This is a genomic window from Xanthomonas sp. LMG 8993, from assembly GCF_009835065.2.
Lineage (GTDB): Bacteria > Pseudomonadota > Gammaproteobacteria > Xanthomonadales > Xanthomonadaceae > Xanthomonas > Xanthomonas arboricola.
Window position 1 is genome coordinate 126,644 of sequence record NZ_QVIF02000013.1, and the last position, 24,557, is coordinate 151,200.

Annotated in this window: 22 protein-coding genes; 7 read left to right on the top strand and 15 right to left on the bottom strand. The window is 68.0% G+C overall.

The window, feature by feature from the left end:
* The first annotated feature begins 95 nt into the window (after positions 1-95).
* From DYQ94_RS19710 to DYQ94_RS19720, 3 genes are all read left to right on the top strand, one after another.
* Entirely contained in the window at positions 96-4,079 is a 3,984-nt protein-coding gene (locus DYQ94_RS19710; protein WP_126966469.1) for a non-ribosomal peptide synthetase, read from the top strand.
* Positions 4,072-5,409: a glycosyltransferase gene (locus DYQ94_RS19715; protein ID WP_126966470.1), complete on the top strand. Its 1,338-nt coding sequence runs from the start codon at positions 4,072-4,074 to the stop codon at positions 5,407-5,409. The genes DYQ94_RS19710 and DYQ94_RS19715 overlap by 8 nt, the downstream gene beginning before the upstream one ends.
* A 287-nt stretch (positions 5,410-5,696) precedes the next feature.
* Complete coding sequence (locus DYQ94_RS19720; RefSeq protein ID WP_126966471.1) at positions 5,697-6,824, top strand: acyltransferase family protein; 1,128 nt, start codon at positions 5,697-5,699, stop codon at positions 6,822-6,824.
* Positions 6,825-6,989: 165 nt separating this feature from the next.
* Here DYQ94_RS19720 and DYQ94_RS19725 read toward each other — a convergent pair whose 3' ends face one another.
* From DYQ94_RS19725 to radC, 5 genes are all read right to left on the bottom strand, one after another.
* Positions 6,990-7,745 carry an SDR family NAD(P)-dependent oxidoreductase gene (locus tag DYQ94_RS19725; protein WP_016901972.1) on the bottom strand — a complete coding sequence of 252 codons (756 nt, stop codon included), beginning with the start codon at positions 7,743-7,745 and terminating at the stop codon, positions 6,990-6,992.
* A gap of 40 nt (positions 7,746-7,785) precedes the next feature.
* Entirely contained in the window at positions 7,786-8,334 is a 549-nt protein-coding gene (locus tag DYQ94_RS19730) for a hypothetical protein (protein WP_126966472.1), read from the bottom strand.
* Between the two features lie 5 nt (positions 8,335-8,339).
* A complete protein-coding gene (locus tag DYQ94_RS19735) occupies positions 8,340-9,221 on the bottom strand; it encodes an SPOR domain-containing protein (RefSeq protein ID WP_039524849.1) in 882 nt (293 codons plus the stop codon).
* A 45-nt stretch (positions 9,222-9,266) separates the two neighbouring features.
* Positions 9,267-10,955 carry an arginine--tRNA ligase gene (argS, locus tag DYQ94_RS19740; protein ID WP_065033493.1) on the bottom strand — a complete coding sequence of 563 codons (1,689 nt, stop codon included), beginning with the start codon at positions 10,953-10,955 and terminating at the stop codon, positions 9,267-9,269.
* 86 nt (positions 10,956-11,041) lie between these two features.
* Positions 11,042-11,719: a RadC family protein gene (gene radC / locus DYQ94_RS19745; RefSeq protein WP_065033494.1), complete on the bottom strand. Its 678-nt coding sequence runs from the start codon at positions 11,717-11,719 to the stop codon at positions 11,042-11,044.
* Between the two features lie 96 nt (positions 11,720-11,815).
* Here radC and coaBC point away from each other — a divergent pair, with 96 nt between their 5' ends.
* The 3 genes from coaBC to DYQ94_RS19760 are packed head-to-tail and all read left to right on the top strand — an operon-like array spanning position 11,816 to position 15,907.
* Entirely contained in the window at positions 11,816-13,084 is a 1,269-nt protein-coding gene (coaBC, locus tag DYQ94_RS19750) for a bifunctional phosphopantothenoylcysteine decarboxylase/phosphopantothenate--cysteine ligase CoaBC (protein WP_024940449.1), read from the top strand.
* Positions 13,081-13,548: a dUTP diphosphatase gene (gene dut, locus DYQ94_RS19755; protein WP_016901966.1), complete on the top strand. Its 468-nt coding sequence runs from the start codon at positions 13,081-13,083 to the stop codon at positions 13,546-13,548. Before coaBC ends, dut begins: the two co-directional genes overlap by 4 nt.
* A gap of 13 nt (positions 13,549-13,561) precedes the next feature.
* Positions 13,562-15,907: a phosphomannomutase/phosphoglucomutase gene (locus DYQ94_RS19760; protein WP_160954449.1), complete on the top strand. Its 2,346-nt coding sequence runs from the start codon at positions 13,562-13,564 to the stop codon at positions 15,905-15,907.
* A 325-nt stretch (positions 15,908-16,232) separates the two neighbouring features.
* On the opposite strand, the gene DYQ94_RS19765 is transcribed toward DYQ94_RS19760, so the two are convergent.
* The 10 genes from DYQ94_RS19765 to pyrE all read right to left on the bottom strand — a co-directional run bounded on the left by DYQ94_RS19765 (position 16,233) and on the right by pyrE (position 23,490).
* Entirely contained in the window at positions 16,233-16,802 is a 570-nt protein-coding gene (locus DYQ94_RS19765; protein WP_126966474.1) for a hypothetical protein, read from the bottom strand.
* A 221-nt stretch (positions 16,803-17,023) separates the two neighbouring features.
* Entirely contained in the window at positions 17,024-17,365 is a 342-nt protein-coding gene (locus tag DYQ94_RS19770; RefSeq protein WP_016901963.1) for a lipid-A-disaccharide synthase N-terminal domain-containing protein, read from the bottom strand.
* A complete protein-coding gene (locus DYQ94_RS19775) occupies positions 17,365-18,087 on the bottom strand; it encodes a glycosyltransferase family 2 protein (RefSeq protein ID WP_024940453.1) in 723 nt (240 codons plus the stop codon). Before DYQ94_RS19775 ends, DYQ94_RS19770 begins: the two co-directional genes overlap by 1 nt.
* Before the next feature lie 88 nt (positions 18,088-18,175).
* Positions 18,176-19,141 (bottom strand): SDR family NAD(P)-dependent oxidoreductase, encoded by a 966-nt coding sequence (locus tag DYQ94_RS19780; protein WP_126966475.1) that lies wholly within the window; start codon positions 19,139-19,141, stop codon positions 18,176-18,178.
* A gap of 48 nt (positions 19,142-19,189) precedes the next feature.
* Positions 19,190-19,915, bottom strand: coding sequence for a suppressor of fused domain protein (locus DYQ94_RS19785; protein ID WP_054591270.1), 726 nt, complete (start codon positions 19,913-19,915; stop codon positions 19,190-19,192).
* Between the two features lie 43 nt (positions 19,916-19,958).
* Complete coding sequence (locus tag DYQ94_RS19790) at positions 19,959-20,267, bottom strand: helix-hairpin-helix domain-containing protein (protein ID WP_016901959.1); 309 nt, start codon at positions 20,265-20,267, stop codon at positions 19,959-19,961.
* 33 nt (positions 20,268-20,300) lie between these two features.
* Complete coding sequence (locus DYQ94_RS19795) at positions 20,301-21,230, bottom strand: ParB/RepB/Spo0J family partition protein (protein WP_024940457.1); 930 nt, start codon at positions 21,228-21,230, stop codon at positions 20,301-20,303.
* On the bottom strand, positions 21,230-22,027 hold the full coding sequence (locus tag DYQ94_RS19800; RefSeq protein WP_016901957.1) for a ParA family protein: 798 nt from the start codon (positions 22,025-22,027) through the stop codon (positions 21,230-21,232). Before DYQ94_RS19800 ends, DYQ94_RS19795 begins: the two co-directional genes overlap by 1 nt.
* 115 nt (positions 22,028-22,142) lie before the next feature.
* Entirely contained in the window at positions 22,143-22,808 is a 666-nt protein-coding gene (locus tag DYQ94_RS19805; protein WP_102251044.1) for a hypothetical protein, read from the bottom strand.
* A gap of 22 nt (positions 22,809-22,830) precedes the next feature.
* Positions 22,831-23,490, bottom strand: coding sequence for an orotate phosphoribosyltransferase (gene pyrE / locus DYQ94_RS19810; RefSeq protein ID WP_126966476.1), 660 nt, complete (start codon positions 23,488-23,490; stop codon positions 22,831-22,833).
* 127 nt (positions 23,491-23,617) lie between these two features.
* Between pyrE and DYQ94_RS19815 the strand changes: the two genes are divergently transcribed.
* Positions 23,618-24,418: an exodeoxyribonuclease III gene (locus tag DYQ94_RS19815; RefSeq protein WP_126966477.1), complete on the top strand. Its 801-nt coding sequence runs from the start codon at positions 23,618-23,620 to the stop codon at positions 24,416-24,418.
* The last annotated feature ends 139 nt before the right edge of the window (positions 24,419-24,557 follow it).

Consider the following 24,557-nt stretch of genomic DNA (forward strand, 5'->3'; position numbering starts at 1 on the left):
GTTCTCAAGGCCAGGTGCTGATCCGGCGTCCCACTGACCGCATTGCGGACATGGCGCACCGGGCGACTGCGCGCCACACAAGAAGGATGCACGCAATGCACACTGACGACTCTCCGGTGTTTCCCCTGACCAAAGCGCAACGCGGCCTGTGGGTGGCCAGCAAGTTGCATACCGACAACACCTTGATGTTGTCCGAAGCCCTGGAAATGTTCGGCCCGCTGGATCCGCAGCTGCTGATCCGCGCCAGCATGCAGCTGACGCGCGAATTCGACACGCTGCGGCTATGCATCGCCGAGCACGACGGCGTGCCGCATCAGGTGGTCCTGCCCGAATACACCGCCGCGATCCCGTATTTCAACGTCAGCGAAGATCCTTCCCCGCGCAACGCCGCCGAGCATTGGGTCGACGAAGAAATCCGCAAGCCGGAAGATCTGCAGAACGGGCCGTTATGGCATTGCGCGGTGTTCCGCCTTGGCGAAGACCACCATATGTGGGTGCAATGCGTCAGCCATCTGGTGATGGATGGCTATTGCGCCTCGATCATGATGCAGCGCATGGCGGTGCTGTATAACGCCTACGCAGAAAACATCGAGCCGGAGCCTGCACAGTACGGCAGCGCGCTGTCGCTGATCGAGCTGGAACAGCAGTATCGCGAGTCCGATCGTTTTCAGCGCGACCGCAGCTACTGGATGCAGCAGCTGGCCGACCTGCCGCCGCCGGCGACCCTGGCGCGTCCGGGCAATCACCTGTCGACCGGCTTGTTGCGTGGCACCGGACAGTTCTCGCCGCAGCAGGTGGTGCGGCTGCGCGCGCTCGGCAAGGACTATGGCGCCAGCCTGCCGCAGATGCTGATTTCGCTGATCGCCGCGTATTACTACCGTTGCACCGGTGCCGAGGATCTGGTGCTGGCCATGCCGGTGACCGGCCGCATCAATGCGCGCTACCGGCAGACCGCAGGCCTGGTGGCCAATGTGATTTCGCTGCGCCTGAAAATGGATCCGCAGCAGCCGGTGCATGCGCTGTTCGCACAGGTGTCCTCGGTGGTCAGGCATGCGCTGCGCCACCAGCAATACCGCTTCGAGGACGTGCGCCGCGATCTGGGCATGTTCGGGATCGATCAGAAGTTCGCACGCCTGGCAGTGAACATCGAAGCCTTCGACTACGCACTGCGCTTTGGCCAGGCCTATGCGATGCCGCATAACCTGTCCAACGGCCCGGCCGACGATCTGACCATCTTCTGCTACGAGCGCGGCGACGGTGCCGCGTTGCGCTTCGATCTGGATGCCAATCCGGCGCTGTACGACAGCGACGAGCTGGCCGAGCACTGCCGCCGGCTGACCCATCTGGCCGATGCGGTGCTGGCCGATCCGGAATGCGCGCTGGGCCAGATCGATGTGCTGGGCGATGCGGAACGCCGCCGCCTGTTGCAGACCTGGAACGCCACCGCCGCAGCGCTGCCGGAACCGGCCACGCTGCTGCACGGCATGCTGCAGCGTGCCGAGCTGATGCCGGCGGCAGTGGTGGTGCAATACGACAACCGCACCCTGGACTACGCCACGCTGTGCGAACTGGCCTCGCGCATCGCCGCGCAATGGGTGGCCGATGGTGTCCGCCCTGGCGACGTGGTCGCCATCGCGCTGCCGCGCAGCGAGCAATTGCTGGTGGCCCTGCTGGCGGTGATGTGGAGCGGGGCGGCGTATCTGCCGCTGGACCCGGAAAGCCCGGCCGCACGCAACCGGCAGATGCTCAACGATTCCGGTGCCATCGCGCTGGTCTGCGAGCCGGCGTTGTGCGAGCGCTATCTGCTCGGCGGCATGGTCTGGCTGGATCCGCGCCCGGCGGTGTTGCCGGCGGCGATCGCGCCGCTGGCCACGCCGGACGGTACGGCCTATGTGCTGTACACCTCCGGCTCGACCGGCGCGCCCAAGGGTGTGGAAATCAGCCATCGCAACCTGTTCAATTTCCTGCATGCGATGGAGCATGAGCTTGCGTTGCGTCCGCGCGACCGCGTGCTGGCGGTCACCACCATCACCTTCGATATCGCCGGGCTGGAGCTGTATCTGCCGTTGCTGGTGGGTGCGCGCGTGGTCATCGCACCGGCCGGCATCACCCACGATCCACGCAGCCTGTCGCGGCTGATCGCGCAGGAGCAGATCAGCATGGTGCAGGCGACCCCGTCGCTGTGGCGCATCCTGCTGGCCAATCAGGATCTGGCGCTGGACCGTATCCACGCCCTGGTCGGCGGCGAAGCCCTGGTGCCGGAACTGGCGACCCAGTTGCTGAGCCGGGTCGGGCGCCTGACCCAGTTGTACGGGCCGACCGAAACCACGATCTGGTCGACCATCATGCCGTTGCAGCTCACCGACGCTGCCGCCCCGCCGATCGGCAGGCCGCTGCTCAATACCCGCGTCTATGTGCTCGATGCGCAGCGGCAACCGCTGCCGACCGGCGCGATCGGCGAGTTGTACATCGGTGGCGCGGGCGTGGCCAAGGGCTATCGCGGCAAGCGCCAGCTGACCAGCGAGCGCTTTGTGCGCGACCCGTTCGCCGACGACGGCAGCAACATGTACCGCACCGGCGACCGCGTGCGTCAGCGCCGCGACGGCATGCTGGAATTCATCGGCCGCGCCGATGCGCAATTGAAGATCCGCGGCCATCGCGTGGAGCCGGCCGAAATCGAAAACGCCTTGCTGCTGCACTCGCAGGTGGCGCAGGCGGTGGTGGTCGGTCATCGCGATGGCGACCACGACGCGCTGCAGTTGCTAGCGTATGTGGTGGGCAAGCATGGCGCGACGCCATCACCCGAGCTGTTGCGCGCCCATCTGCAGCAGCGCCTGCCGGCGTCGATGATTCCCACCTTGTGGGTGCCATTGCAGGCACTGCCGCTGACACCCAATGGCAAGCTGGATCGCCGCGCCTTGCCCTCGCCAGGTGCGCTGCCGCAGCGCGCGCATGTGGCGCCGCGCGATGCGCTCGAACACCAGCTGGCAGCGATGCTGCAGGACGTGCTGGGCATCGAAGTGGTGGGTGTCGAAGACAACTTCTTCGAGCTCGGCGGCGACTCGCTGCGCGCGGCAGAAATGGCAGCACGTTTCCCGCAGACGTTCGGTGTCGAACTGCCATTGGGCACCCTGTTCCATGCGCCGACGATTGCCGGCCTGGCCGAGGTGATCAAGCGCAACGCGCAGACTCCGAACGACCCGCTCGGCGTGCTGTTGCCGTTGCGTGCGGGCACCCCGGGTACGCCGCCGCTGTTCTGCATCCACCCGGTGGTCGGCCTGGGCTGGTCGTATCTCACCCTGCTCGGTCAGCTCGATCCGCAGTGGCCGGTGTATGCCTTGCAGTCGCCGGGTTTGAGTGACCCGCAGCATCGCCCGGAAAGCATCGAGGCGATCGCGCGCGATTACTTGGCGCGGCTGCGCACGGTGCAGCCACAGGGGCCGTACCGATTGATCGGCTGGTCGCTGGGCGGCTTGATCGCCCATGCCATCACCGCCGAACTGCATGCGCTGGGCGAAGAAGTCGAATTGCTGGCGATGCTCGACAGCTACCCGCACCTGGAGCAGGCCGCGTCGCTGCCGGAATCGGAAAACGTGCGTGCATCGGTGCATGCGCTGGGCCTGCATCTGGCACCCGGCCAGCCGATGCCCACCACGGTGGCCGAACTGGCCAGCCTGCTGTGCGATCACTACGGCTTGAACGACTTGCCCGCAGTGCGTCAGCTGCTCGAGCAACGCCCCACGTTGCTGGACGACATGGGCGGCATGACCCAGCACCACCTGCATCTGGCGCGGCGTCATCGTCCCAAGCCGCTGGACCAGGATGTGGTGTTCGTCGAAGCGAGCGTGCGCATGACCTCCGGCGGCGACGATACGGTGTGGGTGGATTACCGGCCGCAGGCCTGGCGCCCGTATGTGCGCAACCTGCAGCTGCATGTGCTGGACAGCGACCACCACTCGATGCTGTCGTCCACGCATGCGGCCACGCTCAGCGCACTGCTGCACGCGGCCACCACGAAAGCCGCACAACGCGATGGCAGCATCGCCACCGCCAGCGACGGGGTGGCCGAATATGCCTGAGTCTTCCGTCAACGCGGGACGCCAGCGCCCGGTGCTGATCGCCACCCTGGGCACGCATGGCGATGTGCGCCCGATCATCGCGCTGGGCCGTGGCTTGCAGGCGCGCGGTTACCCGGTGCGGGTGCTGACCAGTGCCAACTTCGAAGCGCTGATCCGCGCCAATGGGCTGGACTTCTTCCCGCTCAGCGGCGATCACCGGAAACTGCTGCAGGGCCATCCGGATGTTGCCGAGATGCGCGGTGGCTGGCGCGGCATCTGGGGCACCTTGCGTGCGCAGCTGCTTGAGTGGGCGCGCGACTGGGCCGAGCAGGGCCGCGCGGCCTGTGCCGATGCCGGCCTGATTCTCGGCGTCGGCAGCGCCAGCCTGCTGGCGCACAGCCTGGGCCAGGCCTACGGCCTGCCGGTGGTGTTCACGCAATTGCAGCCGCTGACCGCCTCGCGGCATGTGCCGCTGATGGTGATGCCCACCGTGCGCCTGCCCGGGCTGGTGAGCGTGGCGCTGCATCACGCGGTGCGCTTTGCCGGCTGGCAGCTGATGCGCCCGGCGCTCAACGGCATCGTGCGCCCGGCCTTGGGGCTGCCGGCATATCCGTGGAGTGGCCCCGATCGCAGTGCGCAGCGCGTGGTGTATGGCTACAGCGAGCATCTGTGCCCACGCCCGCCGGACTGGCCGGACCGGGCCCAGGTCAGCGGTTTCTGGCAGTTGCCGCAGCCGCAGTGGCAGCCACCGGCCGCGCTGCAGGCGTTTCTGCAGGCCGGCCCGCCGCCGCTGTATATCGGTTTCGGCAGCATGATCAGCAGCGATGCGGCCCAGCTCACCGCCACCGTCAAGGCGGCGGTGCGTCTGACCGGTCAACGCGCGTTGCTGGCCAGCGGCTGGGGCGGGCTGGCGGCCGCGGAAGACGCATCCGACGATGCCCAGCGCTTCTTCCAGCTGGAGCAGGCACCGCACGATTGGCTGTTTCCGCGGGTGTCGGTGGCCGTGCATCACGGTGGTGCCGGCACCACCGGTGCGGCGCTGGCTGCGGGGATTCCGTCGGTGGTGCTGCCGTTCGGCTACGACCAGCCGTTCTGGGCGCACTGCCTGGCCCAACGCGGCGTCGCCCCGCCGGCGCTTGCACGGGTCGGGCTGCAGCCGGAGACCCTGGCCGATGCCATCGGCCAGGCCAGCGCGCCGAGCATGCGCGCAGCGGCACGCGCGCTGGGCCAGCGCATCCGCGAGGAGGACGGAATCGGCCGTGCGGTGGAGCAGCTGAAAGCCTGGGGATTGCTGCAACCGGCGCTGTCGGTGGCGCCGGCCGTGCGGATCGAGCAGCAGGCCGTCGCGTGACACAGGCCGATGCGTGATGGATGACGCTGTGGGGAGCCACAGCGTCAACATTGGATTGGCTGCGGCAATGCGGCTGGCCTCACCGAAGCCCCTTGGCTGCTGCACGGGCGTGGCGCTGGCGTGTTGCTGTCGCCGATAGGTGGTCGACCGGACCATGCCTGCACGACGGAGTGAGGTGGAAACAACGTCTGCGTTGCTGATCCGAGCTGGCGACTGCGGCCAGCGCCGGCATCGTCGCATCGGTAGGATGCGGCACAATCGGGCTCCCTCGGCTCTGCATCGCCCGCATGCGCTATCCCGCTCTCGATCTGCTGCGTGGCCTCGCCATTGTCTGGGTGATGCTGTTCCATTCCTTCGTGGTCGGCGGTCTGGGGCCGGACTGGACGTGGTTGTCGCGCTACGGCTGGATGGGCGTGGACCTGTTCTTCGTCCTGAGCGGCTTTCTGATCGGCACGCAGGTGCTGAGGCCGCTGGCGCGCGGGCAACGCCTGGACTTCAAGGAGTTCTATCTGCGCCGCGCGTTTCGCATCCTGCCGGCGTTCTTGCTGGTGCTGGTGATCTACATGGCGTGGCCGGACTTCCGCGAGTCGCCCGGGCTGGCGCCGTGGTGGATGTTCGTCACCTTCACCCTGAACCTGTTCGTCGACTACGGCCGTGATGCCGCGTTCTCGCACGCCTGGTCGCTGTGCGTGGAGGAACATTTCTATCTGGTGTTTCCGTTGCTGGCGACGCTGCTGCTGCGTCGGCCCTCGGCTACACGCTTTGGCGTGCTCTGCGTGCTGGTCGTGGTTGCCGGCATCGCGCTGCGTGCCGGCATCTGGTGGCACAACACCGCCCTGGACAGCGCTGGCGTCGGTCTGCAGCGCAACTGGTTCATCGAAGACATCTACTACCCGACCTGGAATCGTCTGGATGGTCTGCTGGCCGGTGTCGTGCTGGCGGTGCTGAAGGTGTTTCGCCCCACGCTCTGGCAACGGCTGCAGCAACACGGCAACGCCATCCTGTGTGCCGGCGTGGCGATTCTGGCGCTGGCATTGTGGCTGTTCCGCGAGCGCACCGGCCTGCTCGGCAACGCGGTGGGCTGGCCGGTGCTGTCGCTGGGACTGGCCTTGCTGGTGCTCGCCGGCACCGCCAGCAGCGGTGTGCTTGGCGGTTTGCGCGTGCCGGGCGCGGCATGGCTGGCGGCCATCTCCTACAGCCTGTATCTGACCCACAAGGCCGTCTTCCATCTCACCCAGAGCTGGTTCGGCCCGGCGCTGGAGGGGCGGGGCGTGCTGGCATTTGCGGTGTATGGCCTGGTGGCAGTGCTGGGTGGCGCGCTGTTGCACTACGCGGTGGAGCGCCCGTTCCTGCAACTGCGCGACAGGACGCTGCGGCCAAGCGCGCAGCCGTTGGCTGCCGCCGATCGCGGCTGACCGGGTAAAGCAAAACGCCGCGCAATGCGCGGCGTTTTCGTCATCCCTGGCGGTACGCCGGTTGCCGCGCCGCACTGAGCTTGGATGCGGCGTGATCTGTTCGCGCGCCGACCGCCACACTAGCGGATCGCGACGCGACCGAGGCATTGGCGTTGGAGGCCATCGTCACTGCGCGTCGCGCGCCACCTGGAAACCGGCGAACGACTGCGTGACCGGCATGATTTCCAGCCGATTGATGTTCAGGTGCGCCGGCAGGCTGGCGACGTAGAAGATCTGCTCGGCGATGTCCTCGGCGGTCATCGGGGTGGCGCCGCGGTACAGCGTGTCCGAGGCGGCCTGGTTGCCGCCGGTGCGCACCAGGGTGAATTCGGTTTCGGCCATGCCCGGTTCGATCGAGGTCACGCGCACGCCGGTGCCGTGCAGGTCCGCGCGCAGGCCCAGCGAGAACTGCTGCACGAACGCCTTGGTGCCGCCGTACACATTGCCGCCGGTGTAGGGGTAGGTCGCCGCGACCGAGGCGATGTTGATGATGGCGCCACGGCGTGCGATCAGTGCCGGCAGCAGGCGGTGGGTGAGGGTGACCAGCGCGGTCACATTGGTGTCGATCATCTGCTGCCACTGGGTCAGGTCGGCCTGCTGCGCGGGCGCGGTGCCCAGCGCCAGCCCGGCGTTGTTGACCAGCACATCGATGTCGGCAAACTCGGCCGGCAATGCGTCGATCGCTGCCGACAAGGCCTGCGCATCGCGCATGTCGAAGGCTGCGGTGTGCACCTGGCCGGCGGGCAGCTCGGCCGCCAACGCATCCAGGCGCTCGGCGCGGCGGCCGGTGGCGATGATCTTCCAGCCGGCGGCGGCAAACCGGCGCACGGCGGCGCTGCCGAATCCGGAGGTGGCACCGGTGATCAGAACAGTCTTGGACATGGGGGATAACTCCTGCGAACGAGGGGGTCAGGCAAAGGGATCAGGGGGTGGTGGCAGCGCCGGGTGCGTGGGCCTGGGCACGGCGCGCGCGCAGCTCGGCCTCACTGAGCGGCTCGCGCGTCACTACGCGACCGTGTTGCACCTGCAGGAGCAGATACGGTGCTTCTGCGGTGCCGGGTGCGGTGTCGCCGGCGCTCGCGGCGGTTGGCAGGGCGATCACCAGCTCACCGTCGATCCAGTCCGCGGCGACCGGGGCGGTTCGTCCGGGGAACAACACCTCGAGCGGTAACGCCGGCGGCGCGGTGTCGCAGGCACCGATGACGATGCGATCCAGCAGCACTTGCGTCTGCTCCACGCGCCAATCGGCCTGGTAGCCGCGCCAGTTTGCACTGCAACTGCCCAGCGCCGGCCGCGCATGCGCCACGAACCGTTGCCAGGTGGCCTGGTCGTCCAGCACCGGCGCCAATGGCTCGGCCAGCAGCACCGCGTCCTGCCCGTCGATCCGGATGCGGTCGGGAATCTGCTCGGTGGCGTGCGCCGCGCCGATCAGTCCCCACCACAACCACAGGCCGGCGGTGCGCTGCAGCACGGCGGCTACTGCGCCTTGATCGCAATGGCGGGCAAGCCGCTACCGGTCAGTTTCTGCTTGGCTTCTGCCAGTTCGCTGGCGCTGCCGTACGGCCCCATGCGCACGCGGTAGACGGTCTTGCCGCTGATGTCGGCCGACTCCACGCGTGCGGCCAGGCCCATCATCGCCAGCTTGGCCTTGGTCGATTCGGCATCGCCGGAGGCGCCGAACGAGCCGGCCTGCAGGATGTAGCGGGTGTTGTCGGTCACTGCAGAGGCAGCTGCCGGGGTGGCAGCTGCTGCCGTCGCTGCCGGCTTCGGCGCAGCGGTTGCAGCCGGCGTGCTCAGTGCCGCAGTGCTGGCCGGGGCCGGGGTGGCGGCCGGGCGTGCCGGGGCGGTCTCGGCCAATGGCTTCGGCGCGCTGGCGGCCGTTTCGGTCAACGGGACCGGCACGCTGGCGGCCGGCGTGGCTGCCGCCACACTCGCACCCGGTGCAGGCGCGACCGGCTTGCCTTCCAATGCGGCGCGCGCACGTGCAGCTTCCTCGGCGCGCGCGCTGGCCGCCAGCTCGGCATCGGACATCTGCACCTCCTTGCCGGGCAGCAAGGTATAGAAGTCGTACTGGGTCTGCGCATCGCCCGGCTTGGCCTGCGGCTTGGGCGGTTGCGCGCTGGGCTTGGGCAGCTCGGCCGGCGTATCCACGTCGGCATCGGCCACCGGCTCGGGCTGTGCGTCGGGGTTGGCGCGCGGGCCTACGCGCAGGAAGCCGTCGCCGTCCTTCTTGAACAGGTTGGGCGCGGCCAGAAAGATCACTGCCGCAATCGCAGCGCCCGCCACCAACCACACCCAACCGGGGGTGCCATTGCTGGTGTTGCGTCGCGCCTGACTCTTACCGCGTCGTGCTGCCATCTACCACTTCTCCGAATCACGTCGTTGCGGGCCATGCGGCCCGGCTTACATCTTTTCTGGGGCGCTGACGCCAAGCAGTTCCAGGCCGTTGGCGAGCACCTGTTGCGTGGCGACGGCGAGGGTGAGCTTGGCGTCGCGCTCTGCGGCATCGTCCACCAGCAGTTTGGTGTTGTGATACCACGTGTGGAAGGCGTGCGCCAATTCACGCAGGTATTGCGCGATCTGGTACGGCTCCAGCGTCTGCCCGGCGATGTCCACCACCTCCGCATAGCGCGACAGCTCGACCATGACGTTGAGCGAATGCTCGTCGTCCAGGCGCGCCAGCTCGGCCAGTCCATGCGCCTGCTCGTACTTGTAGCCCTTCTCCTGCGCCTGCCGCAGCACGCTGCAGACGCGGGCATGTGCGTACTGCACGTAGAACACCGGGTTGTCGTTGCTCTGCTGACGGGCCAGGTCGATGTCGAAGGTGAGCTGCGAGTCGGGCTTGCGCGCGATCAGGAACCAGCGCACCGCATCGGCGCTGGTTTCCTCGATCAGATCGCGCAGGGTGACGTAGCTGCCGGCACGCTTGGACAGTTTCACTTCCTCGCCGCCACGCATCACCGTGACCATCTGGTGCAGCACGTATTCCGGCCAGCCTTGCGGGATGCCCAGTTCCAGCGCCTGCAGGCCGGCGCGCACGCGCGTCAGCGAGCCGTGGTGATCGGCCCCCAGCTCGGTGATCGCGCGCTCGTAGCCGCGCTGCCACTTGGTCAGGTGATAGGCCACGTCCGGCACGAAGTAGGTGTAGGTGCCGTCGGACTTGCGCATCACCCGGTCCTTGTCGTCGCCGAAGTCGGTGGACTTCAACCACAACGCACCGCCTTCCTCGTAGGTATGGCCGGAGGCGATCAGCTTCTGCACCGCCTCTTCGACCTTGCCGTCCTTATACAGCGAGCTTTCCAGGAAATAGATATCGAAATCGACGCGGAACGCGGCCAGGTCGTGGTTCTGCTCGTTACGCAGGTAGGCCACGGCGAAGCGGCGGATCGCGTCGAAATCGGCAGGGTCCTTGCCGCCGGTGACCAGGTGGCCTTCCAGGTCGACGGTGTCGCCAGCCAGATAGGCGGTGGCCACATCGGCGATGTAGTCGCCGCGGTAGCCGTTCTCCGGCCAGCCGTCACTGTCGGGGGTGAGCCCCTGTGCGCGCGCCTGCACCGACAGGGCCAGGTTCTCGATCTGCACGCCGGCATCGTTGTAGTAGAACTCGCGCTTGACGTTCCAGCCGTTGGCATCGAGCACGCGCGCCAGGCTGTCGCCGATCGCCGCGGCGCGGCCGTGGCCGACGTGCAGCGGGCCGGTCGGGTTGGCCGAGACGTATTCCACGCCCACCGAGCGGCCGTTGCCGGCCAGCCCGCGGCCGTAGTCGTGGCCCTGCTTGAGCACATGCGCCACTTCGCGCTGGTAGGCGGTGGGGGCGAGGTGGAAGTTGATGAAGCCCGGGCCGGCGATCTCCACCTTGGCCACGTCGTCGCTGGCCGGCAATGCGGCGACCAGCGCCTGGGCCAGCGCGCGCGGGTTGCTGCGCGCCGGCTTGGCCAGCAGCATCGCGGCATTGGTGGCGAAGTCGCCGTGCTCGCGCGTCTTGGGCCGCTCGACCACAAAATCCGGCGGCAGGGTGTCGGCAGGCAGGGTACCGTTGGCGCGCAAGGCTTCAATGCCTTGGCCGATCAGTGCGCGGAGTTGGGCTTTCACGTGGGATCTGCTTGGAACGAAACCACCGATTTTACCCGACCGCGCGCCCCGGGGTCGGGCCGACGGTTCAGGTCACCGCCGCGCGCTCATCCCAGCCAGCCGCGCTCGGCCAGCGAGACCGGACGCCCGTCGCCGATCACGAAGTGGTCCAGCAGGCGGATATCCACCAGCTCAAATGCATCCAGCAGGCGCCGGGTGACCGCGCGGTCGGCCTCGGACGGCTCCGGATTGCCTGAAGGGTGGTTGTGCCCGACGATCACCGCCGCGGCATTGTGCAGTAGCGCCCGCCGCACCACTTCGCGCGTGTGGATGTCGGCCCCGTCGATGGTGCCGGTGAACACTTCCTCGAAGGCGATGGCGTGATGGCGGGTGTCCAGGTACAGCACCGCGAACACCTCGTAGGGGCGCGCACGCAGCCGCTGCGAAAAGTAGCGGCCGACGCTGGTCGGGTCGCTGAGCGCGTCGCCGCGTTCCAGTGCGCTCAGCAGGTGACGGTGCGCCAGTTCCAGCGCCGCACTGAGCTTGCAGGCTGAGGCCGGACCCAGGCCGGGCAGGCGCGCCAGGGCGGGCGCCGTGTGATCCAGCAGCACGCGCAGCGGGCCGTGGCGCAGCAGCAGATTGCGTCCGGTCTGGACGGCGTCCTGGCCGCGCAGGCCGGAGCCGACAAAGATCGCCAGCAGCTCGGCATCGGACAGGGCAGGCGCCCCGCGCGCCAGCAGTTTCTCGCGCGGGCGTTCGTGGGTGGGCCAGTCGTGAATGTGCATATGGCGAGATTGCCGGTGCTCATCGCTCACGCCTATCAGGCCGGACGGGGGCATCGGCTAATCTAGTTGTCCTTGTAACCGTAGGACGACTCCGACGTGATCGGCTCCACTCAGGCCCGCCCCCTGGACGGACAGCGCTTGCTGCTGTGCGTCGGCGGAGGCATTGCCGCTTACAAATCGCTCGAACTGGTCCGTCGCCTGCGCGACGCCGGTGCGCAGGTGCAGGTCGCCATGACCAGCGGCGCGCAACAATTCGTCACCCCGCTCAGCTTCCAGGCACTGTCCGGGCAGCCCACCCGCACCACGTTATGGGACAGCGCCGCCGAGCAGGCGATGGGACATATCGAACTGGCGCGCTGGGCCGATCAGGTGATCGTCGCCCCGGCTACCGCCGACCTGCTGGCGCGGCTGGCGCACGGCCTGGCCGACGATCTGGTCAGCACGCTGTGCCTGGCCACCACCGCGCCGCTGACCGTGGCCCCGGCAATGAACCACCGCATGTGGCTGCACCCGGCCACGCAGGCAAACGTGGCGACCCTGTCCGCGCGCGGCGTGCGCGTGGTCGGTCCCGAGGACGGCCCGCTGGCCGAAGGCGAGTCCGGCCCCGGCCGGCTGGCCGAGCCGGCGGCGATCATCGCCGCCCTGGCCGGCGGTGCCGGCAGCGCCGCGCCGCTCGCCTCCAAGGCCGCTGCCGCCCCGGCGTTCGTGCCCAGCAGCGCGCAACTGGACGGCCTGCGCATCGTGATCAGCGCCGGCCCCACCTTCGAGGACCTGGACCCGGTGCGCTACGTGGGCAACCGCAGCAGCGGCAAGATGGGCTATGCCCTGGCCGCTGCCGCTGCCAGCCAGGGCGCCGACGTGGTACTGGTCAGCGGCCCGGTGCACCAGACCACCCCGGCCGGGGTGCGGCGGATTGACGTGCGTTCGGCTGCGCAGATGCGCGATGCGGTGCTGGGCGCGTTCCCGGCCGACATCTACATCGGCGCCGCCGCAGTGGCTGACTACACCCCCAAGCGGGTGGTCGCGCAGAAGATCAAGAAGACCGGCGAGACGCTGACCCTGGAACTGGTGCGCACCCCGGACATCCTGGCCGAGGTCGCCGCGCAGACCGGCGCGCTGAAGCTGGTGGTCGGCTTTGCCGCCGAAACGCACGACGTCGAGCATTACGCGCGTGGCAAGCTGGCCGCCAAGCGGCTGGACCTGATCATCGCCAACCAGGTGGGGATCGAGGGCGGCGGCTTCGAAAGCGACAACAACGCCGCCACCGCCTACTGGCAGGGCGGCGAGCGCGCCTTCCCCAGCAGCAGCAAGACCGAATTGGCCGACCAGCTGTTGGCCCTGATCGCGGAGAGATTGCAGGCATGAGCACCCCGACCCAGTCCCTGCAGGTGAAGCTGCTCGACCCGCGCTTTGGCGATCTGTGGCCGCTGCCGGCCTACGCCACCGACGCCAGCGCCGGCATGGACCTGCGCGCCGCGCTGGAAGCGCCGATGACGCTGGAACCGGGCGATGCGGCGCTGATTCCCAGCGGCATCGCCATCCATCTGGCCGACCCGCAGCTGTGCGCGGTGATCCTGCCGCGCTCGGGCCTGGGCCATCGCCACGGCATCGTGCTCGGCAACGGCACCGGGCTCATCGATGCCGATTACCAGGGGCCGCTGCTGATCAGCACCTGGAATCGCGGCCGTGAGGCCTTCACCATCGAGCCGGGCGACCGCATCGCACAGCTGGTGATCCTGCCGATCGTGCGCGTGGGCTTGCAAGTGGTGGATACTTTCGTCGACAGCGCGCGGGGAGCGGGTGGATTCGGCCACACCGGCGTGCGCTGACGGGGGACGTCACATGAGCAAGGCGAACGAGCGCAGGCAGTCGATGTCCAGCGTGCGTACGAGTGGTCCGGTGTTGGGGGGGGTGTTGGTGCTGCTGGCTGCCTGGTTCGGCTGGAGCAGCTACACGCAATGGCGCCAGGATGCGGTTGCGCAGGAGCTGGAACAGGCGCGCGACCGCGCCGTACAGGACATCAGCCGGGCCATGGCCCAGCAGGCCAGCCAGCTCGATGCCGTGCTCAAGCAGCCACAGGTCATCGCCGCGTTGGCCAATGGCGACGCGCTGGCGGCCGCTTCGAGCATCCGCGAGCGCTTCAAGGGCGCCGAGGATGTGCAGGTCCTGTCCGGCGACCTCGCTGCCGCCTACGACAATCCCAAGGACTTCGGCTACGCGCGGCTGAGCCTGCTCGAGTCGGCACTGGTGGCCGAGCGTGCGCAGGTGCACGTGGTGCGCGATGCCAGGCAGGTCCGCCTCGGCGTGGCGGCAGCGGTGCGCCTGGGCGCGCAACCGGCGGTGGCGTACGCGCGGCTGCCGTTGTTACGTCTGACCGGCCCGCTGGATGCGATCGTAGTGCCCGGCAGTGCGTACCTGGCCTTGCGCCAGGGCAGCTACAACGTTGCCCAGCAGGGCGATCTGGTGCTGGCCGATGCTGCCGAAACCCTGGCCAGGCCACTGGGTAACAGCGGCCTGCGCGTGGCCGCCGCGGTACCACAACGCGATGACGGCCCGCTGGGTCTGGGCGCCGTGGGCTGCGCGATCGTGGCCGCGCTGCTGCTCGTCATCGCTGTGCTGTTGGTGCTGGCCAGCCGTGGCCGCGTCGCCTTGCCGCGTCGCCGCGTGTCCGGCGAACCGACCGCCGACGAACCCACCTTCAGCCAGAGCCTGCAGCACGACGCCAGCCTCGCCAGCCAGGCGCGCCCGCTGGACGCAGATGCGCCGCCCTCACCGCCAGCGCTGGTGCCGGCCGTGCAGGTCGCCACCGAGATGTTCCGCGCTTACGACATCCGTGGCGTGGTCGGCAAAGATCTCAATCCCGGCGTCGCCGCGTTGATCGGCCAGGCCATCGGCAGCGTGATGCAGGCGCAGGGCCTGCGTGAGGTAGTGGTCGGCCGCGATGGGCGGCTGTCGGGCCCGGAGCTCGCCAATGGCCTGATCGACGGCCTGCGCCGCGCCGGCTGCCAGGTGATCGACATCGGCCTGGCGCCCACCCCGGTGGTGTATTTCGGCGCCTACGAACTGCGCGCCGGCAGCTGCGTGGCGGTCACCGGCAGCCACAATCCGCCCGACTACAACGGCTTCAAGATCGTGATCGGTGGCGAGACCCTGTCCGGAGCGGCGATCGCCGAACTGCACCAGCGCATCAACGAAGGCCGCCTGCACACCGCGGCAACGCCTGGCGAGCTGGAACAGCGCGACATCAGCGACGCCTACATCCAGCGCATTGCCGACGACGTGCAGCTGGACCGCCCGATCAAGGTGGTGGTGGATGCCGGCAACGGCGTGGCCGGCGATATCGCACCGCGCCTGCTGGAAGCGATCGGCGCCGAGGTCATCCCGCTGTACTGCGAGATCGACGGCACCTTCCCCAATCATCATCCCGATCCGAGCGAGCCGCACAACCTCGACGACCTGGTCAAGATGGTGCAGCGCTTCGATGCCGATATCGGCGTGGCCTTCGATGGCGATGCCGATCGTCTGGGCGTGGTCACCAAGCAGGGTTCCATGGTGTTCCCGGACCGTCTGCTGATGCTGTTCGCCGCCGATGTGCTGCAGCGCAATCCCGGCGCGCTGGTGATCTACGACGTCAAGTGCACCGGCAAGTTGTCCGATCACGTGCTGCGCAACGGCGGCAGCCCGTTGATGTGGAAGACCGGGCATTCGTTGATCAAGGCCAAGATGCGCGAGACCGACGCCGAACTGGCCGGCGAGATGAGCGGGCACTTCTTCTTCAAAGAGCGCTGGTACGGCTTCGACGACGGCATCTATGCGGCCGCACGCCTGCTGGAAATCCTGGCCCAGCGCGAGGAAACCCCGTCGGAGGTGTTGGACGCCCTGCCCGAAAGCGTGTCCACGCCTGAAATCAAGGTGCCGGTGGACGGCGATGCGCACGCGCTGGTCGCGCGCTTTGTCGAGCGTGCCCAGGCTGGCGAGGAATCTCCGTTCGAATCGGCGCGGCTGTCGACGATCGACGGGCTGCGTGCGGACTTCGCCGACGGCTGGGGCCTGGTGCGTGCCTCAAACACCACGCCGATCCTGGTGCTGCGCTTCGAGGCCGATACCGAAGCCGCACTGCAGCGGATTCACGGGTTGTTCCGCAGCCAGTTGCAGGCCCTGCTTCCAGATCATCCACTGGAATTTTGACCGGCCGGTACGTCCCGGGCGACTGCCCTGCCGGCTTACCGCCAGGGCAGGTCGCGTCGCCACAGCTGCCGACCACACCGTGCTCGGCGCTGGCAGATGCAGGCTATCACCGCAGCGCGCGGCCCGCTCCGACAGGCGTAGGCGGTCGACGTCAGGCGTCGCCCGAACAGACGCCGCTCGACGTCAGACGTTGATCGAGCAGGCGCCGCTGGACGTCAAATGTTGATCGAGCAGATGTCGCTCGCACAGATATCCCGCAAGGCTGACAGGCGAAGACGCGGGTCGGTCTTTCCGGCTCAAGCCAGACGAATGCACGCGATCACGGTCACCTGCGTCCCGGACCCGGCATGCGTGCGCGATCATCTGGCGCTGCAATCGCGGCGCCGTGTGCAGCGCGGTCATGCAACAGCCAGACCGCATCCCAGTACGGATACCCACCGATCTGCGCGGCCAGCCCTGCGCGTACTGGCAACGCCACCAGCGCGCGCGCGAACTGTCGGTGGTCCTCAGTCGGCGCAAGCGCCGACGCCTGCATCTGCGGCTGCCACACCGTCCCGCCACGGCCGCGCGCGCGATTGACCGCCTCGGCAGCCGCCTGTCGTGCGACCGCAGCCAGTTGCAGCAGCGCAGCCTTGCCCGGCGCCTGCAACAGCGCACACCAACTGTCCGGCAGCAGCACCCAGCACAGCAACTGCGCACCCTGCCAATGACCGGCCGCCGCAAGGCTGGCCGCGGCCGCGCGCGCGCAACGCCAGTCGGCAAACAACGGCACCTGCTGATGCGTGTACAGCCGCAGGTGCCAATGCGCCGCAAGCGGCGCCGACCCGGACAACGGACGATGGAGGAGCGCGCTGGACATAGGCACAGCGTGCCGATGAGCAAACAGCTGCGGCATCGGCCACGCGCCTCATTCCAGGTCGGTAACCAGCGCATCGCGACGTACGAAAAAACGCGTTGACCGCAGCTAGCGAGCCCCTGACGTTATCCACCGAAAGCAGAGTCAATGCAGCACGCTCAATCAGCCCAGCTACGCAACCAGCATCGCCTCAAAGCCCGGAAACGTGGAGCAGGAGTGCCGCACTTACGAATCCCCAATCCCCACTCCCCAATCCCCGCTCAATGCACCGCCCGATCCCGCCTCCAGCCGCGATGCTTCACATCCAGATACAGGCTGTAGAACGCGGTGAACGCCGGGAACAGGTTCTGCAGCACGCCCACCGAATCCTGCTTGGCCGAGAACACGAAGTAGCTCAGCGTCATCAGGCTGCCGACCACGCTCATGTACCAGAACATGCGCGGGATCACCGGCTTGCCGGCGCGCTTGGAAGCGACGAATTGCACCAGCCAGCGGCCGCCGAACATCAGTGCGCCCACATAGCCGATCAGCTTCCAGCCGGTGACATGCAGCCCGGTCCAGTACAGCCAGGTCAGCGGTTGATCCAGCCAATGCAGTTCCATCAGCGCTCCTGCACCACGGTGCGCTTGCTGCGGGTGATCAACCAGGCCACGCCGCGCAGGTCGCGGATGCCGACCAGCGCGCGATTGAGGTTGTTGTACTTGGACACGCCGGCGGTGCGATGGCGGTGATGCACGGGTACGCTCACCGTGCGCCAGCCGGCACGCTGCATCAATGCCGGCAGATAGCGGTGCATATGATCGAAGTAGGGCAGGTCCAGGAACGCCTCGCGCTCGAACAGCTTGATGCCACAGCCGGTATCGGGGGTGTTGTCGTGCAGCATGCGCGAACGGATCGCGTTGGCCCACTTGCTGGCCCAGCGCTTGGACCCCGAATCCTGGCGGTTGACCCGCCAGCCGGCGAACAGCTTCACCTGCGGCTCGGCACTGGCGCGGGCGGTCAGCAGCTTGGGAATGTCGGCTGGGTCGTTCTGGCCGTCGCCGTCGAGCGTGGCGATCCAGCTCGCACGCGCGGCCTTGACGCCATTGCGCACCGCCGTGCTCTGGCCGCTCTGGGTCACGTGATGCAACACGCGCAGTTCCGGCGTGGTGGTCTTCAGGCCTTGCAGCACCGCCAGGGTGTCGTCGCGCGAGTGGTCGTCGACATAGACGATCTCGAACGCCACCAGCCCGCGCAAGGCGGCGACGATTTCGCCGACCAGGGCGGCGACGTTGTCGCGCTCGTTGAACACCGGGACGACGACGGAAAGCTGGGGTTGGCTCATGGATTCGTGGTGCCAGATGAAGGCTGAGCGAAAAAGATCGCGCATTGTGCCCTGACTGTCTGAGTCAGGCATGAAGCGAACCTGTGCCCTAGGCGCGCTCACCGAAATAACTGCGGCACCAGTCCACCACCTGCGGCAGGCCGTGCTCGACCGGGGTGGCCGGCTCGAAGCCGAAGGCGGCGTGCGCGCGCTGCGTATCGGCCATGGTGCGGATCATGTCGCCCGGCTGCATTGGCCGGTAGACCTTCTCGGCCGGGCGCCCGGCGGCCTGGGCGATCACGTCGATGAAGTATTCCAGCTCCACCGGGGTGTGGTTGCCCAGGTTGAACACCCGGTGCGGCACTGGCTCGCCGCTGGGCGCGTCCAGCGCGCCCAGCACGCCGGCCACGATGTCGTCGACGAAGGTGAAGTCGCGCTGCATCCTGCCGTGGTTGAACACCTCGATCGGCCGCCCCGCCAGCACCGCGCGGCTGAAGATCAGCGGCGCCATGTCCGGCCGGCCCCACGGCCCGTACACGGTGAAGAACCGCAGCCCGGTCGCGCGCAGGCCGTACAGCTGCGCATAGGTATAGCCCATCAATTCGTTGGCGGCCTTTGTCGCCGCATACAGCGAGCGCGGCTGGTCCACGCGCTGGTCTTCGGAAAACGGCGGGGTGGCCGAGTCGCCGTACACCGAACTGCTCGAGGCATACACCAGGTGCTGCACGCCCCGATGCCGGCACAGCTCGAGCATGTTGACGAAGCCGACCAGGTTGCTGTCGACGTAGGCGGACGGGTTTTCCAGCGAGTAACGCACCCCGGCCTGCGCGGCCAGATGCACCACGCGCGTCGGCCGGATCTGGTCGAACAACGCGGCCAGGCCGTCGCGGTCGGTCAGGTCCAGCGTGCGGATGTCGATGCCCGGGCACAGCGCCGCCACCCGGTCGCGCTTGAGCTGCGGGTCGTAGTAGTTGTTGTAGTTGTCCAGGCCCACCACCGACTCACCGCGCGCAGCCAGCGCACGGCAGGTGTAGGCCCCGATGAAACCGGCGGCGCCGGTGACGAGAATGGTCATTGCAGTGGTCCTGGAGATATCGGAAGCGGGCGGGCAGGCAGGCGGCGCTCAGAACAGCCCGAAGCGCTTTTTGGCGACGTTGACGCGATCGAGCGCAATGATGTCCCCAATCCCCTTGGCATCGAAGCGATCCAGCAGCGCATCGCTGCCGTCCTTCAGTTTCAGCGCCATCTCCTCCGGATACAGCGGCACCACCGTCATGAACACGATGGTCTTGTCGGCATCGATGGCCAGGCGCGCAAATCCCTCGGGCGTGCTCACCGGCGGCAGCACGATGGCGCCGTCGAAGCGCACGCCGGGTGCGTAGGGTTCGGCCGGGTGGCCATTGGGAATGGTGTGGCCGAAGCCCAGCCAGGTCTCGAACTTGTGTGGCAGCCGGGCCAGGGTCTTGAGCAGGCGGACCGGCCAGTAGTGGCGCGGGTCTTCGAAGTCGCGCTGGTCCATCGGCCAATCGGCGGGCAGGCTCAGCATCAGCTCCATGTACTGCGGCGCTTCCACGCCCTCGGGCAGGGTCATCGGCCGGTCGCTCATGCCCGAGGTCACCAGCCGCAGGTACGGGACATCCGCAGTGGCGGGCACCACATGCACGTCCAGATGCACGGCGTCGGAGATGATTTCGTGCAGCACGGCCGAGATCGGCCCCAGGTGCTGCTCGATATGTGCGCTGATCTGCTCGATGCAGTCGCCGCCGTGTGCCGGCTCGAATGCCTTTTCCTGCGCGTGCAGCATCAGCGTGCTGCCGCCGGGGCTGATCTGGTCGTCTTCAGTGCTCATGGGTTGCTCCGGTTGATGGCCGCACCTGATCGCATGCGCGCACTCACCCCAGACTGAGCGGTGCTTCGCTGGCCAGGGTTGCCTTGCGTTCGGCGCTGAACGCCCACCAGGGCCGTGGCGCCTCGCCTTGCATGAAGCGCGTGATCGACAGGAACACGTCGATCACGCAGGGGTCGTGCAGCACGCCGGTGCGCAGACACAGCTGCGCATACATGTCGTAGGCGTCGCGACCGCGCAGTTGCGCGGCAACCCGGATGCCGATCCGCTGCAGATCCTTTTCGCAGGCCGGCCCCACGTTCGGCAGGTCGGTCAGATGCAGCAGGTGCTTGCGATCGACCTTGGCGGGATTCATTGCCGGGGATGCTCCTGGTGCGGGTGCACAGGCTCAGCTGCGCTGCAGGCGCAGGCGTTCGAGCACGCCGTCCAGCGTGTCCAGGTCGGTGTAGTGGATCACCAGCTTGCCCTTGCCGCCGCGGCCGTGGTTGAACACCACCTTGGTGCCCAGCGATTCGGACAGTTCGGTCTCCAGCGAGGCGATATCGGCCTGCGGTGCAGCAGCGGCCGGCTTGCCCTTGCGCAATGCGCCGGGCACCTTGCCGGCGGCGAACTGCTGCGCACGGTGTTCGACCTCGCGCACCGACCAGCCCTGGTCGGCCGCTTCCTGTGCCAGTTTGCTGGCCAGCTCCGGCGCCAGGGTCAGCAGCGCCCGCGCATGGCCCATTTCCAGGCGGCGGGTTTCCAGCAGCACGCGGATTGCCACCGGCAATTCCAGCAGCCGCAGCAGGTTGGACACCGACGCACGCGAACGGCCCACCGCACCGGCGGCCTCGGCGTGGGTCAGCGAAAATTCGTCGATCAAGCGCTGCAGCGCCTGCGCTTCTTCCAGCGGGTTGAGGTCTTCGCGCTGGATGTTCTCGATCAGCGCCATCGCGATGACGGTGCGGTCGTCCAGCTCGCGCACCACCACGGGGACTTCGCTCAGCCCGGCCAGCTGCGAGGCGCGCCAGCGACGTTCACCGGCCACGATCTCGAATTGCCCCGGTGCCAGCTCGCGCGCCACGATCGGCTGGATCACCCCCTGCGCCTTGATCGACTCCGCCAGCTCGGCCAGCTTGACCTCGTCCATCTCCTTGCGCGGCTGGTACTTGCCCGGCTGCAACTGGGTGACCGGCAACCGGCGCAGGCTGTCGCCCGGCTGCAAGGCCTCCTCGCTGGCCACGCTCGGCGCCGCGGCGGCGGCCGCGCCCTTCGGCCCCAGCAGCGCTTCCAGGCCACGGCCCAGGCCGCGCTTCTTTGCGGGGATCGGCTTGTTCATCAGACGGTCTCCACGGGCCGATAGGCCTTGTTGCGGTCGTTCTGGCGGCGCACGATTTCGCCGGCCAGCCCCAGGTAGGCCACGCCACCGCGCGAGGTGCGGTCGTAACCGACGATGCTCTGGCCATGGCTGGGCGCCTCGGCCAGGCGCACGTTGCGCGGCACGATGGTGCGGAACACCTTGTCGCCGAAATGCTCGGTCAGCTCGGCCGACACCGCATTGGCAAGGTTGTTGCGGATGTCGAACATCGTGCGCAGCACGCCTTCGATTTCCAGCGCCGGATTGAGGTTGGCGCGCAACGCCTCAATGGTTTCCAGCAGCGCGGTCAGTCCTTCCAGCGCGTAGTACTCGCACTGCATCGGCACGATGATCGAATCGGCCGCGGTCAGGGCATTGAGCGTCAGCAGCGACAACGCCGGCGGGCAGTCGATCAGGATGAAGTCGTACTCGTCGCGGATCGGCGCCAGGGCGCGCTTGAGCCGCTGCTCGCGCTCGCCCTGATCCATCAGCTGGATCTCGGCCGCGGTCAGGTCGATGTTGCCCGGCAGCAGGTCGAAGCCTTCCGGCGCGGTGACGCGGATTTCGGCGGCGGTGTTTTCGCCCAGCAACAGGTCGCAGGTCGAGGCGGCCACGTCGCGCTTGTCGATGCCGCTGCCCATGGTCGCGTTGCCCTGCGAGTCCAGATCCACCAGCAACACACGCTTGGGCGCGCGCGCCAGGCCGGCCGCCAGATTGACCGCGGTCGTGGTCTTGCCGACGCCGCCTTTCTGGTTGGCAATGGCGATGATCCGGGCCATGCGGGAGAGCCTCGTGGGCAGGGAGTAAGACCGGCCATTATGCGGGCAGGGCGTCGGATCGGGAAATGCCGCCCGCCGCAGTGCGCTGCACGGGCGGAAATGACGGCTGCGCCGGTCAGCCGGTTGGCGCCGCGCCGGCCGGCGGCTCCTTCATCGCCCGGTAGCGCTGCAGGATGTCGGCGATCTCGCCGTCCAGCGCCACCCGTTGCTGCTCGAAGCTGGTCTGCAGACGCAATTGCGCCATCAGTTCGCGATGGCGTTGCTGGATGTCGGCGGCCAGCTTGTCGGCCACCGCCTGGCCGGCCAGTTCGCGGTCGCCGGCGCTGCGCAGCATGCTGGCCAGCCCTTCGCGCAGGCTGGTCACGTTGAAGCGCGCGGTGTGGATGTTGTTGTCGACGATGGCGATGCGCTCGTTGAAGACCCGGCGCAGGTCGTCCTCGCTCTGGTAGGACATCAACATCGCCTGGTCGGTGCGCTGCCGCATCTGCTCGGCGGCCAGGTCGGCCTGGCGTTGCTGCTCGCTGGCGGCTGCTGCGGCGCGCTCGTCGCTGCTCATGGCGCGCTGCACCTCGGCGCTGCGCAGGCCGCTCTTGGCGTTGAATTCGTCACGCGCCTGATTGACCGCCTCCGGCGGCAGCGTATCGCTGCACACCCGGGCGCCGTTCTGGTTCCAGCAATACAGCTTCTTCGCGGCCGGCTTGTCCTGCGCGATGGCAGGCGCGGCGGCCACGGCTGCCGCAACGGCGGCGAGTAACGCCAAACGGGTGTGTCTCGGCATCATCGCAGCCCCCTGTCGCCTGCCGTCAGCCTGTGGTGTCGGTGCCGTAGCGGCCACGATAGGCCAGCAGCGGTTCCCGGAAGCCGACAAGGTCGGCGTTTCCTGCCGCAAAAGCAAGCAGGTCGCCCAGGTTGGCCACCGCGATCACCGGGATGCCGGCCTCGGCCGCCACCGCCTGCGCAGCCGAGCGGCGATCCTGCTCGGAGGCGATCTCCTGCCGGTCCAGCGCCACCACGATCCCGGACGGAATGCCGCCGGCGCCACGGATGATGCCCAGCGCCTCGCGGATCGCGGTGCCGGCAGTGATCACGTCGTCGACGATCAACACCTTGCGGCCCTCAAGCGGCGCACCGATCAGGCTGCCGCCCTCGCCATGGTCCTTGGCTTCCTTGCGGTTGAACGCCAGCGGCAGGTCGCGCCCGCGTCCGGCATAGGCGCAGGCCAGTGCGGTCGCCAGCGGGATGCCCTTGTAGGCCGGCCCGAACAACAGGTCGTACTCCACCCCGGCCGCGTCGATCGCATCGGCATAGCACTGCGCCAGCTGCGCAGTCTTGGCGCCCGAATCGAAGCGCCCGGCATTGAAGAAATACGGGCTGAGCCGCCCGGACTTGAGCGTGAACTCGCCAAAGCGCAGGGCATCGGCGCCCAGGGCCAGCTGCAGGAAACGGGTGCGGTGGTCGGTCATGGTGACGAGATTGGGGAGTGGGGACTCGGGATTGGAAAGCATAGCCGGTCGCGCCTTGCGGCATCCGCTGATGCGGTACGCTTTCCCGAATCTCCAATCCCCATTCCCGAATCCCGGCTCTTCATTCATGCGCATCATCAGTTTCAACGCCAACGGCCTGCGCTCGGCCGTCACCAAGGGTTTCTTCGAGTGGTTCGCCGACCAGGACGCCGACGTGCTGTGCGTGCAGGAGACCAAGGCCCAGGAGCATCAGCTGGCCGGTCCCAAGTTCCTGCCCAGCGGCTACAAGGCCTGGTTCCGCGACGCCAGCACCAAGAAGGGCTACAGCGGCGTGGCCATCTACAGCAGGCACGAGCCCGATGAAGTGCGCACCGCGCTGGGCTGGCCCGAGTTCGACGAAGAAGGCCGCTATGTCGAAGCGCGCTTCGGCAACCTCAGCGTGGTGTCCTTCTATATTCCGTCCGGCTCGTCGGGCGAGTTGCGCCAGGGCTACAAGTTCCATGTGATGGAATGGCTGCGGCCGATCCTGGAGCAGTGGCTGGCCAGCGGCCGGCAGTACGTGCTGTGCGGCGACTGGAACATCGTGCGCTCGGCGCTGGACATCAAGAACTGGAAGTCCAACCAGAAGAATTCCGGCTGCCTGCCGCCCGAGCGCGACTGGCTCAACGGCCTGTGTGCCGATGCGCTGGAAGACGCCAACGCCGCCAGCGGCCGCGGCTGGGTCGATACCTACCGCGTGTTGCATCCCCAGGGCCAGGACTACACCTGGTGGAGCAACCGCGGCGCGGCGCGCACCAACAACGTCGGTTGGCGCATCGACTACCAACTGGTCACCCCCGGCCTGCGCGACAAGGTGAAGGCCTGCTCCATCTACCGCGAGCAGCGCTTCTCCGACCACGCGCCGTACATCGTGGATTACGCGGAGTGAGTGAGGGCGCGCGGCTGGCAGCGACGAGCATGGGAACGGTTGGCCAGGCCCCCCAGCGGTGTGCTTCCAGCCACCCCATGCAGATCAACGTCGAGTGCGTGCAGGCTGTGCCTGGCCGCAGCCTGATGGTGATTGATCC

Excerpts from the sequence above, each read along its gene's own strand:
- DYQ94_RS19710 (WP_126966469.1), top strand. The coding sequence starts at position 96 with ATGCACACTGACGACTCTCCGGTGTTTCCCCTGACCAAAGCGCAACGC.
- DYQ94_RS19715 (WP_126966470.1), top strand. The coding sequence starts at position 4,072 with ATGCCTGAGTCTTCCGTCAACGCGGGACGCCAGCGCCCGGTGCTGATC.
- DYQ94_RS19720 (WP_126966471.1), top strand. The coding sequence starts at position 5,697 with ATGCGCTATCCCGCTCTCGATCTGCTGCGTGGCCTCGCCATTGTCTGG.
- DYQ94_RS19725 (WP_016901972.1), bottom strand. The coding sequence starts at position 7,745 with ATGTCCAAGACTGTTCTGATCACCGGTGCCACCTCCGGATTCGGCAGC.
- DYQ94_RS19735 (WP_039524849.1), bottom strand. The coding sequence starts at position 9,221 with ATGGCAGCACGACGCGGTAAGAGTCAGGCGCGACGCAACACCAGCAAT.
- radC (WP_065033494.1), bottom strand. The coding sequence starts at position 11,719 with ATGCACATTCACGACTGGCCCACCCACGAACGCCCGCGCGAGAAACTG.
- dut (WP_016901966.1), top strand. The coding sequence starts at position 13,081 with ATGAGCACCCCGACCCAGTCCCTGCAGGTGAAGCTGCTCGACCCGCGC.
- DYQ94_RS19760 (WP_160954449.1), top strand. The coding sequence starts at position 13,562 with ATGAGCAAGGCGAACGAGCGCAGGCAGTCGATGTCCAGCGTGCGTACG.
- DYQ94_RS19765 (WP_126966474.1), bottom strand. The coding sequence starts at position 16,802 with ATGCCGCAGCTGTTTGCTCATCGGCACGCTGTGCCTATGTCCAGCGCG.
- DYQ94_RS19770 (WP_016901963.1), bottom strand. The coding sequence starts at position 17,365 with ATGGAACTGCATTGGCTGGATCAACCGCTGACCTGGCTGTACTGGACC.
- DYQ94_RS19775 (WP_024940453.1), bottom strand. The coding sequence starts at position 18,087 with ATGAGCCAACCCCAGCTTTCCGTCGTCGTCCCGGTGTTCAACGAGCGC.
- DYQ94_RS19780 (WP_126966475.1), bottom strand. The coding sequence starts at position 19,141 with ATGACCATTCTCGTCACCGGCGCCGCCGGTTTCATCGGGGCCTACACC.
- DYQ94_RS19785 (WP_054591270.1), bottom strand. The coding sequence starts at position 19,915 with ATGAGCACTGAAGACGACCAGATCAGCCCCGGCGGCAGCACGCTGATG.
- DYQ94_RS19790 (WP_016901959.1), bottom strand. The coding sequence starts at position 20,267 with ATGAATCCCGCCAAGGTCGATCGCAAGCACCTGCTGCATCTGACCGAC.
- DYQ94_RS19795 (WP_024940457.1), bottom strand. The coding sequence starts at position 21,230 with ATGAACAAGCCGATCCCCGCAAAGAAGCGCGGCCTGGGCCGTGGCCTG.
- DYQ94_RS19800 (WP_016901957.1), bottom strand. The coding sequence starts at position 22,027 with ATGGCCCGGATCATCGCCATTGCCAACCAGAAAGGCGGCGTCGGCAAG.
- DYQ94_RS19805 (WP_102251044.1), bottom strand. The coding sequence starts at position 22,808 with ATGATGCCGAGACACACCCGTTTGGCGTTACTCGCCGCCGTTGCGGCA.
- pyrE (WP_126966476.1), bottom strand. The coding sequence starts at position 23,490 with ATGACCGACCACCGCACCCGTTTCCTGCAGCTGGCCCTGGGCGCCGAT.
- DYQ94_RS19815 (WP_126966477.1), top strand. The coding sequence starts at position 23,618 with ATGCGCATCATCAGTTTCAACGCCAACGGCCTGCGCTCGGCCGTCACC.